Raw genomic sequence first — 9,471 nt, forward strand, 5'->3', positions numbered from 1 at the left:
ATCTCTCCTTTATTAGTAAACGTAGCACAATAATTCTCCACCAACCTTTTTCGCTTGCGCTTGCTTACCTGTCATAACTCCGTAAGAAGTAGAAACAATAGCGATTCCAAGTCCGTTAAGGATCCTTGGCATTTCGTTAGAGCCTGCGTATTTACGTAAACCTGGTTTACTTATTCTTTGGATTTTTCTGATAACCGGTTCTTTGGTTTCCTTGTTGTACTTAAGCGCTATTTTGATAGTGCCTTGTACTGTAGAATCATCAAATTTGTAACTTAAAATATATCCTTGGTCGAATAATATTTTAGTAATTTCTTTTTTTAGATTAGATGCAGGAATCTCAACAACTCTATGGTTGGCTTTCACTGCATTTCTAACTCTCGTTAGGTAATCTGCGATTGGATCTGTATTCATTTATATTAAATTGCGGACGTGGTTTTTGGGTTTCCCCCAAACCTATGTCCAGTTATACTCTTTGTTGAGATGCGACGTAGCGCATCTACTACCAGGATGCTTTTCTAACTCCTGGGATCAAGCCTTGGTTTGCCATTTCACGTAGCATCACACGAGAGATTCCAAAAGTACGGATATATCCTCTTGGTCTTCCGGTTAATTTACAACGGTTGTGCAAACGTACAGGTGAAGCGTTTCTTGGTAGTTTTTGTAGCGCTTCGTAATCTCCAGCTTTTTTCAAAGCTTTACGTTTCTCAGCGTACTTATCTACTACTCTTTGTCTTTTCACCTCACGGGCTTTCATTGATTCTTTAGCCATATCTTAATTCTTTTGAAAAGGTAAACCTAATTCTGTTAATAGCGATTTTGCTTCTTTATCTGTAGGAGCCGAAGTCACAAAGGTAATATCCATTCCTGAAATATTGTTGATTTTATCAATATCTATTTCTGGAAAGATAATTTGCTCAGTAACACCTAAGTTATAGTTACCTCTTCCGTCAAAGCCAGTAGCTTTAATACCGTTAAAGTCTCTAACTCGTGGGAGTGCTGCTGTTACCAGACGGTCTAAAAACTCATACATTTGCTCACCGCGCAATGTAACTCTAGCTCCAACTGGCATACCTTTACGTAATTTAAACGATGCGATATCTTTTTTAGATAATGTAGGAACCGCTTTTTGACCAGAAATTTTAGTCAATTCGTCCACTGCATGGTCTACTAATTTTTTATCGGCAACGGCTGCACCTACTCCTTTAGATATTACTATCTTTTGAAGTTTAGGAACTTGCATTACGTTTTTATATCCGAATTCTTCTGTAAGAGCAGAAACTACTTTGTCCTTGTACTCTTGTTTTAATCTTGGAATATAAGCCATAACTAAATTACTTCATTTGATTTTTTAGAAAATCTCACTTTTTTATCGCCTTCCATTCTATATCCAACTCTTGTAGTTTCACCTTTTTTATTCAAAAGTGAAAGGTTAGAAATATGAATAGGCGCTTCTTTCTCTACAATGCCACCTTGAGGACTTTGTGCACTTGGTTTCGTATGTTTCTTAACCATGTTCACGCCTTCAACGATCACTTTGTTCTTATCTTTTAAGATCTTTACAACCTTGCCTTCTGTACCTTTATGGTCTCCTGCAATTACTTGTACGGTATCTCCTGATTTTATTTTAAACTTTGTCATCTTATTAGTCATTAAAGCACTTCAGGTGCCAATGATACAATTTTCATGAATTGCTTGTCACGAAGTTCTCTTGCTACAGGTCCAAAAACACGTGTGCCTCTCATTTCTCCTTGCGGATTTAAAAGTACACAAGCATTATCATCAAATCTGATATAAGATCCGTCAGGACGTCTTACTTCCTTTTTGGTACGAATAACAACAGCCGTAGAAACAGCTCCTTTTTTAATGTTACCGTTAGGCGTTGCATCTTTAACAGAAACAACAATCTTGTCACCTAAAGAAGCATATCTTCTTTTAGTTCCACCTAAAACACGGATAGTCAAAACTTCCTTTGCTCCAGTGTTATCAGCTACTTTTAATCTTGATTCTTGTTGTAACATAATTATTTCGCTCTTTCAATTATTTCTACTAATCTCCAACTTTTCGATTTAGATAAAGGTCTTGTTTCCATGATCTTTACTGTATCTCCAATGTTGCAGTCATTTGTCTCATCGTGCGCAACGTATTTTTTCGTTTTCAACACGAATTTTCCGTACATAGGGTGTTTTACTTTTTTAACTTCGGCAACAACGATGGATTTCATCATTTTGTTACTAGTTACCACTCCTATACGTTCTTTTCTTAAGTTTCTTTTTTCCATCTTTCCGCGGGAATACAAATTATTGTACTTCTCTTTTAGTTAATTCGGTTGCAATTCTTGCCACTGAACGTCTTACGTTGCGCAATTGAATTGGATTTTCTAAAGGAGAAATAGCGTGTGCCATATTCAGGTCAGCATAACTCTTTTTAGTTTCACCTAACTTTTCTTGTAATTCAGCTGTAGAAAGCTGTTTAATTTCTGATTGCTTCATAATATCAATGTATTAAGCTCCGTAATCTCTAGCGATTAAGAATTTGGTTTTTACAGGTAATTTTTGAGCTGCCAAACGTAACGCTTCTTTTGCAACGTCCAATGGCACACCACCAACTTCAAACATCACTCTACCTGGCTTAACTATAGCTACCCAATACTCTACAGCACCTTTACCTTTACCCATACGTACTTCAAGAGGTTTCTTGGTGATAGGCTTGTCTGGAAATATTTTGATCCAAAGTTGCCCTTCTCTTTTCATAAAACGTGTAGCTGCAATACGAGCTGCCTCTATTTGACGAGATGTTAAAAACATTCCCGTTTCGTGTACCGATTTTATACCGAACGTTCCATTTGAAAGTTCATGTCCTCTTCCGGCGTTTCCTTTCATGCGGCCTTTATGCTGCTTACGGAATTTTGTCTTTCTAGGTTGTAACATTTTTCTTTTACTTTAAAAATTACTTTCTACGACGGGACTTATTAGCGTTCCCACCTCGTCTTGGTGCTTCAGTTCCTCCTTTGCCACCTTGTTTTTTGGATAAACCAACTAACGGAGAAAGTTCTCTTTTACCATATACTTCACCTTTCATGATCCAAACTTTAACACCCAATCTACCGTAAGTAGTATGTGCCTCAACTAAAGCATAGTCAATATCGGCTCTAAACGTTGATAATGGAATTCTTCCTTCTTTATAGTGCTCAGAACGTGCCATCTCAGCACCGTTCAAACGACCACTAATTTGAATCTTGATTCCTTCAGCATTCATTCGCATTGTTGCAGCAATTGCCATTTTGATGGCACGTCTGTAAGAAATACGATTCTCGATTTGACGAGCAACGCTAGATGCAACTAAAAACGCATCCAATTCTGGTCTCTTGATCTCAAAGATGTTCAATTGAACTTCCTTATCTGTAATTTTCTTAAGCTCTTCCTTTAACTTGTCTACCTCTTGGCCACCTTTCCCGATAATGATACCAGGTCTTGCAGTAGTGATAGTAACGGTTACAAGTTTAAGCGTACGCTCAATAATTACTCTCGACACACTTGCTTTGGATAAACGAGCGTGAACATATTTTCTAATCTTATCGTCTTCAGCAAGTTTATCTCCATAATCATTGCCACCATACCAGTTAGATTCCCATCCTCTGATAATTCCTAAACGATTTCCGATTGGATTTGTCTTTTGTCCCATATCTCTATTTAAGCTTGTGTGTTATTTTTTGCTCCTATTACCACGGTTACGTGGTTGGAACGTTTTCTAATTCTGTGTGCACGACCTTGAGGTGCTGGACGCAATCTTTTCAACATTGCTCCTCCATCAACTCTGATCTCTTTTACGAATAAGTCAGCATCTTCAATGCTCGCATCTTCGTTTTTTGATTGCCAGTTGGCAATTGCTGAAAGCACCAACTTCTCTAAACGACGAGATGCTTCTTTAGGACTAAATCTTAAGATATTAAGAGCCATTTCAGCTTTTTGTCCTCTAACCAAATCCGCAACTAAGCGCATTTTTCTTGGCGATGTAGGACAGTTATTAAGCTTTGCAAAAGCGATGTGCTTTCTTTCTTCCTTAATAGCGTCTGCCATTTGTTTTTTACGACTTCCCATAGCTCTACTTATTTTTTACCTTTATTTTTAGCACCCGCGTGACCTCTAAACGATCGTGTTGGTGAAAACTCTCCTAATTTGTGACCTACCATGTTCTCAGTTACATAAACTGGTACAAATTGACGACCATTGTGAACAGCGATTGTTTGTCCAACAAAATCCGGAGAAATCATAGAGGCTCTAGACCACGTTTTGATTACCGTCTTTTTGTTTGAAGTAACATTCTCTTCAACTTTCTTACTCAATTTATAATGGATGTAAGGTCCTTTTTTTAATGAACGTGCCATATTATCTCAGTTATTTCTTTCTACGTTCTACAATATACTTGTTGCTCGCTTTGGTTTTGCTACGTGTTCTAAACCCTTTAGCTGGAATACCGTTTCTTGATCTTGGATGACCTCCTGAAGCTTTACCTTCACCACCACCCATTGGGTGATCGACAGGGTTCATAACCACCGGTCTTACTCTTGGACGTCTTCCCAACCATCTTGATCTACCTGCTTTACCAGATACAATCAATTGATGATCATGGTTAGATACAGCACCAATAGTTGCCATACATTCTACAAGGATCAAACGTGTTTCTCCTGAAGGTAATTTTATAGAAGCAAATTTCCCATCTCTCGCCATTAATTGAGCAAATGCACCAGCACTTCTTGCCATGATTGCTCCTTGTCCAGGACGCAATTCGATACAAGAAATAATGGTACCAAGCGGAACGTACTTTAAGAGCATTGCATTTCCAATTTCTGGAGCAATACCTTCAGCGCCAGAAACGACGTTCTGTCCAACTTGTAGTCCTGCTTGAGCAATGATATAACGCTTTTCACCATCTTGATAATTCAAAAGAGCAATAAATGCAGTTCTATTTGGATCGTACTCGATAGACGCAACTTCTGCTGGAACTCCAGTTTTGTTACGTTTGAAATCGATAATACGATACCTTCTTTTATGACCTCCACCAATTTGGCGCATGGTCATCTTTCCTCTGTTGTTTCTACCACCAGATCGCGTGTTCGGAGCGAGTAAACTCTTTTCCGGCTTATCAGTAGTAATGGCGTCAAATCCATTTACTACTCTAAATCGCTGCGCTGATGTGACTGGTTTTAATTTTCTTACTGACATTATTGTCTAATTACATGTTAGTGTATAAATCAATCGATTCACCTTCCGCCAGTTGTACAAGTGCTTTTTTAACAGCATTTGTTTTACCATGTTGAATACCTGTCTTTGTATGACGGGTTCTTCTATCTGGACGGACATTAATAGTACGAACTTTTTCAACGGAAACGCCATAAGCAGCTTCCACCGCTTTTTTTATTTCAACCTTGTTCGCCTTCGTATTTACTTGGAAGCTATAGCAGTTGTTTAACTCACTATTCATAGTTGCTTTTTCAGTAATAATAGGTTTAATTAAGATGCTCATGTTTCCTTATTTACTTAAATTCGATTCAATTCCTTCTAAAGCACTTTCTAAAAGGACTAATTTGTTTGCATTTAAAATCTTGTAAGTGCTTAATTCTGAGTTCATTATAACGTCAGAGCCCTTTAAATTACGTGAGGACAAATATACATTATTATTTGAAGCACCCAACACAAACAAGGATTTTTTATTCTCAACACCCAACGCTTTCAATACGTTAGTGAAGTTTTTCGTGTTTGGAACATCAAAATTAAAATCTTCCATTACTACGATTGAACCATCATTAGCTTTCATTGATAAGGCTGATCGACGTGCAAGACGCTTAAGACCTTTGTTCAATTTGAAGCTATAGTTTCTTGGTCTTGGACCAAACATACGTCCACCTCCTCTAAATACACCAGACTTGATAGATCCTGCACGTGCAGTACCAGTACCTTTTTGCTTTTTAATCTTACGTGTACTTCCAGAGATTTCAGCTCTTTCTTTAGCCTTGTGCGTTCCTTGACGTTGGTTAGCAAGATATTGCTTAACATCTAAGTAAACTGCATGGTTATTAGGCTCGATAGCAAACACCTCTGCAGAAAGTTCAACCTCTCTACCTGTGCTTTTTCCGTTTATATCTACAACTGCTACTTTCATTATTTCTGAATAATTACATAAGAGTTATTATGACCAGGAACACATCCTTTAACCACCAACAAGTTCTTTTCAGGAACTACTTTGTAAACTCTTAAATTTTCAACATTCACTCTTTCGCCGCCCATACGACCTCCCATCTTGATACCTTTGAATATTCTACCAGGATAAGAAGCTGCTCCTACAGAACCCGGTGATCTCAACATACTTTGTTGACCGTGTGTTCTTTCTGAACCAGCGAATCCATGACGTTTTACAACCCCTTGGAATCCTTTCCCTTTAGATGTACCTGTAATGTCCACATATTCACCTTCGATGAAATGATCAACAGTGATGGCATCACCTAATTTGTAACCTTCTTCAAATCCTTGGAACTCGACGACTTTTCTTTTAACAGAAGTACCAGCTTTCTTAGCATGACCTGCTTCAGCTTTGGTGGAACTTTTCTCTGTCTTGTCATCGAAACCAAGTTGAAGAGCACTATACCCGTCAACCTCTTCGGTTCTGACTTGGGTAACGATATTTGGTCCAACTTCGATTACTGTACATGGAATGTTTTTTCCATTTTCGTCAAAGATGCTGGTCATACCGATTTTCTTTCCAATTAACCCAGACATAATTATTATTTGTTATGTTATGGACAACTCGCGATTTGTCCGTGCTTTTTTGTTTAAATGGACAAGTCGCGACTTGTCCCTACGTATTTAAAAATATTCAGGGCCGAAAATACTTCAGCCCTGAATGTATTTTTTACCGTTTTTCCCTCGCACGCAGCTTAGGACATGTTGAGACGCATTTTATTACATCCCTTCATTCTGTACAAACGCATGATTATGCGTCTCTATCGTACAGACGCAATGCATTGCGTCTCTATACCTTGATCTCTACTTCTACACCACTTGGTAACTCCAATTTCATCAAAGCATCAATTGTTTTTGATGAAGAGCTATAGATATCCAAAAGTCTTTTGTAAGAACTTAATTGGAACTGCTCTCTAGCTTTCTTGTTAACGTGTGGAGAACGTAATACAGTGAAAATTTTCTTATGCGTTGGTAATGGAATTGGTCCAGTTACTACAGCTCCAGTGCTTTTTACTGTTTTTACAATCTTGTCAGCAGATTTGTCTACTAAACTGTGATCGTAAGATTTTAGTTTTATTCTAATTTTTTGACTCATTTTCGTAAGATTTAAGCTTCGATGCCTTTAGCTGCTTTAATCACTTCTTCAGATATGTTAGAAGGAGTTTCAGCATAATGTGAAAATTCCATTGTTGATGTTGCACGACCTGATGATAATGTTCTTAATGTTGTAACATATCCAAACATTTCTGATAATGGTACAGTTGCTTTCACAGTTTTTGCTCCAGCTCTATCACCCATATCACTCATCTGACCTCTTCTTCTGTTTAAGTCACCTACAATATCACCCATGTTTTCTTCTGGTGTGATAACTTCAATCTTCATGATAGGCTCCATGATAACCGCTTTCGCAGCTTTAGCAGCATTTCTAAATCCGATTTTTGCAGCCAACTCAAATGATAGTTGATCCGAATCCACGTCGTGATATGATCCATCTGTTAAAGTCACTTTCATGGAGTCTACTTCGTAGCCTGCCAATGGACCATTAACCATGGCCAATTTAAATCCTTTTTCTATTGAAGGGATAAATTCTTTAGGAACGTTACCACCTTTAATTGCAGAAATGAATTCTAAACCTGTCTTGCCTTCATCTGCTGGCTCAAGTGTGAACTGAATATCAGCAAACTTACCACGTCCACCAGATTGTTTCTTGTAAACTTCTCTGTGTTGTGCGGCTCTTGTGATTGCTTCTTTGTACTCCACTTGTGGCGCACCTTGATTTACTTCAACTTTGAACTCACGACGCAAACGGTCGACAATAATATCCAAGTGAAGCTCACCCATTCCAGAAATAATAGTCTGTCCTGAAGCTTCATCTGTACGTGCTGTAAAGGTTGGATCTTCCTCTGCCAATTTAGACAAAGCCATTCCTAATTTATCAACATCAGCTTTAGTTTTAGGCTCAACCGCGATACCAATTACTGGATCTGGGAAGTCCATAGATTCTAAAACGATAGGATGTTTTTCATCAGACATAGTATCACCAGTCTTGATATCTTTAAATCCTACTGCTGCTCCAATATCTCCTGCTTCGATATAATCTAATGCATTTTGTTTGTTAGAGTGCATTTGGTAGATACGTGAGATACGTTCTTTTTTACCTGAACGGTTGTTCAAGATATAAGAACCTGCATCTAAACGTCCAGAATACACACGGAAGAATGCTAAACGTCCTACGAAAGGATCGGTAGCAATCTTAAATGCTAAAGCAGCAAAAGGCTCCTTAACATCTGGTCTACGTCTTTCTTCTGCACCTGTATCAGGGTTTGTTCCGATGACACTTTCTCTATCCATTGGAGAAGGTAAGTAACGACAAACAGCATCCAATAAGAATTGAACTCCTTTGTTTTTGAATGATGAACCACATACCATTGGTATGATAGCCATATCCATAACAGCAGCTCTTAATGCAGCGTGTACTTCTTCTTCTGTAATAGAGTCTTCATCTTCCATGAATTTCTCTAATAAGTTTTCGTCGTAACCTGCAACTTCTTCTATTAATAAAGCTCTGTATTCACGAACTTCTTCCTTCATTTCTTCAGGAATAGCAACTACGTCATACGTAGCGCCAAAGTTTTCATCGTGCCATACTACGGCTCTATTTCTTACTAAATCCACAACACCTTTAAAGTCACCTTCATCACCAATTGGCAATACGATTGGCACGGCGTTAGAACCTAACATTTCTTTTACTTGTTTGTTAACTTCTAAAAAGTTAGCACCTTGACGGTCCATTTTATTAACGAAACCAATTCTTGGCACTTTGTAGTTATCAGCTAATCTCCAGTTAGTTTCAGATTGTGGCTCAACACCATCCACTGCACTAAACAAGAACACCAACCCATCAAGTACACGTAACGAACGGTTTACCTCTACGGTAAAGTCAACGTGACCTGGAGTGTCAATAATATTAAAGTGATAACTTTGAGCGTCTTCTGTAGGCTCTCCATTTTCTTTAGGAAAAACCCAGTCACAAGTCGTTGCAGCAGAAGTAATGGTAATACCTCTTTCTGCTTCTTGCTCCATCCAGTCCATTGTTGATGACCCTTCGTGAGTTTCACCTAACTTATGGTTTACACCGGTATAAAATAAGATACGTTCTGTAGTTGTTGTTTTTCCAGCATCAATGTGAGCTGCAATTCCTATATTTCTTGTAAGTTTTAAATCTCTTGCCATG

The 9,471-nt window shown here is 38.2% G+C and carries 17 protein-coding genes; all 17 read right to left on the bottom strand.

Annotated elements, in window-relative coordinates; translation table 11 throughout:
- Nucleotides 1-12: 12 nt before the first annotated feature.
- The 17 genes from rpsH to fusA all read right to left on the bottom strand — a co-directional run bounded on the left by rpsH (nucleotide 13) and on the right by fusA (nucleotide 9,470).
- Nucleotides 13-411, bottom strand: a complete 399-nt coding sequence (rpsH, locus tag ABIQ28_RS14220) for a 30S ribosomal protein S8 (protein ID WP_348038441.1) — start codon at nucleotides 409-411, stop codon at nucleotides 13-15.
- Between the two features lie 88 nt (nucleotides 412-499).
- On the bottom strand, nucleotides 500-769 hold the full coding sequence (gene rpsN / locus ABIQ28_RS14225; RefSeq protein WP_348038443.1) for a 30S ribosomal protein S14: 270 nt from the start codon (nucleotides 767-769) through the stop codon (nucleotides 500-502).
- A 3-nt stretch (nucleotides 770-772) separates the two neighbouring features.
- Entirely contained in the window at nucleotides 773-1,324 is a 552-nt protein-coding gene (gene rplE / locus ABIQ28_RS14230; RefSeq protein WP_348038445.1) for a 50S ribosomal protein L5, read from the bottom strand.
- A gap of 2 nt (nucleotides 1,325-1,326) precedes the next feature.
- Nucleotides 1,327-1,638 (bottom strand): 50S ribosomal protein L24, encoded by a 312-nt coding sequence (rplX, locus tag ABIQ28_RS14235; RefSeq protein ID WP_348038447.1) that lies wholly within the window; start codon nucleotides 1,636-1,638, stop codon nucleotides 1,327-1,329.
- A gap of 11 nt (nucleotides 1,639-1,649) precedes the next feature.
- A complete protein-coding gene (rplN, locus tag ABIQ28_RS14240; protein WP_348038449.1) occupies nucleotides 1,650-2,018 on the bottom strand; it encodes a 50S ribosomal protein L14 in 369 nt (122 codons plus the stop codon).
- 2 nt (nucleotides 2,019-2,020) lie between these two features.
- Nucleotides 2,021-2,278, bottom strand: coding sequence for a 30S ribosomal protein S17 (gene rpsQ / locus ABIQ28_RS14245; RefSeq protein WP_027126040.1), 258 nt, complete (start codon nucleotides 2,276-2,278; stop codon nucleotides 2,021-2,023).
- Nucleotides 2,279-2,297: 19 nt separating this feature from the next.
- Nucleotides 2,298-2,489, bottom strand: a complete 192-nt coding sequence (gene rpmC, locus ABIQ28_RS14250) for a 50S ribosomal protein L29 (protein ID WP_299397421.1) — start codon at nucleotides 2,487-2,489, stop codon at nucleotides 2,298-2,300.
- 12 nt (nucleotides 2,490-2,501) lie between these two features.
- Nucleotides 2,502-2,927 carry a 50S ribosomal protein L16 gene (gene rplP / locus ABIQ28_RS14255; RefSeq protein ID WP_348038452.1) on the bottom strand — a complete coding sequence of 142 codons (426 nt, stop codon included), beginning with the start codon at nucleotides 2,925-2,927 and terminating at the stop codon, nucleotides 2,502-2,504.
- A gap of 19 nt (nucleotides 2,928-2,946) precedes the next feature.
- On the bottom strand, nucleotides 2,947-3,681 hold the full coding sequence (rpsC, locus tag ABIQ28_RS14260) for a 30S ribosomal protein S3 (protein WP_348038454.1): 735 nt from the start codon (nucleotides 3,679-3,681) through the stop codon (nucleotides 2,947-2,949).
- Between the two features lie 8 nt (nucleotides 3,682-3,689).
- Complete coding sequence (rplV, locus tag ABIQ28_RS14265; RefSeq protein ID WP_348038456.1) at nucleotides 3,690-4,097, bottom strand: 50S ribosomal protein L22; 408 nt, start codon at nucleotides 4,095-4,097, stop codon at nucleotides 3,690-3,692.
- An 8-nt stretch (nucleotides 4,098-4,105) separates the two neighbouring features.
- Complete coding sequence (gene rpsS / locus ABIQ28_RS14270; RefSeq protein WP_129018485.1) at nucleotides 4,106-4,384, bottom strand: 30S ribosomal protein S19; 279 nt, start codon at nucleotides 4,382-4,384, stop codon at nucleotides 4,106-4,108.
- Nucleotides 4,385-4,394: 10 nt separating this feature from the next.
- A complete protein-coding gene (rplB, locus tag ABIQ28_RS14275; RefSeq protein WP_348038459.1) occupies nucleotides 4,395-5,222 on the bottom strand; it encodes a 50S ribosomal protein L2 in 828 nt (275 codons plus the stop codon).
- Nucleotides 5,223-5,232: 10 nt separating this feature from the next.
- A complete protein-coding gene (rplW, locus tag ABIQ28_RS14280) occupies nucleotides 5,233-5,523 on the bottom strand; it encodes a 50S ribosomal protein L23 (RefSeq protein WP_027126033.1) in 291 nt (96 codons plus the stop codon).
- A gap of 6 nt (nucleotides 5,524-5,529) precedes the next feature.
- On the bottom strand, nucleotides 5,530-6,159 hold the full coding sequence (rplD, locus tag ABIQ28_RS14285) for a 50S ribosomal protein L4 (protein ID WP_348038461.1): 630 nt from the start codon (nucleotides 6,157-6,159) through the stop codon (nucleotides 5,530-5,532).
- Nucleotides 6,159-6,773 (bottom strand): 50S ribosomal protein L3, encoded by a 615-nt coding sequence (rplC, locus tag ABIQ28_RS14290; RefSeq protein WP_348038463.1) that lies wholly within the window; start codon nucleotides 6,771-6,773, stop codon nucleotides 6,159-6,161. Before rplC ends, rplD begins: the two co-directional genes overlap by 1 nt.
- Nucleotides 6,774-7,026: 253 nt before the next feature.
- Nucleotides 7,027-7,332, bottom strand: a complete 306-nt coding sequence (gene rpsJ, locus ABIQ28_RS14295; RefSeq protein WP_129018480.1) for a 30S ribosomal protein S10 — start codon at nucleotides 7,330-7,332, stop codon at nucleotides 7,027-7,029.
- 11 nt (nucleotides 7,333-7,343) lie between these two features.
- Nucleotides 7,344-9,470 carry an elongation factor G gene (fusA, locus tag ABIQ28_RS14300; RefSeq protein WP_348038465.1) on the bottom strand — a complete coding sequence of 709 codons (2,127 nt, stop codon included), beginning with the start codon at nucleotides 9,468-9,470 and terminating at the stop codon, nucleotides 7,344-7,346.
- Nucleotide 9,471 lies beyond the last annotated feature (1 nt).

Origin of the sequence: Gelidibacter sp. (assembly GCF_039916245.1) — a bacterium.
GTDB lineage: Bacteria > Bacteroidota > Bacteroidia > Flavobacteriales > Flavobacteriaceae > Gelidibacter.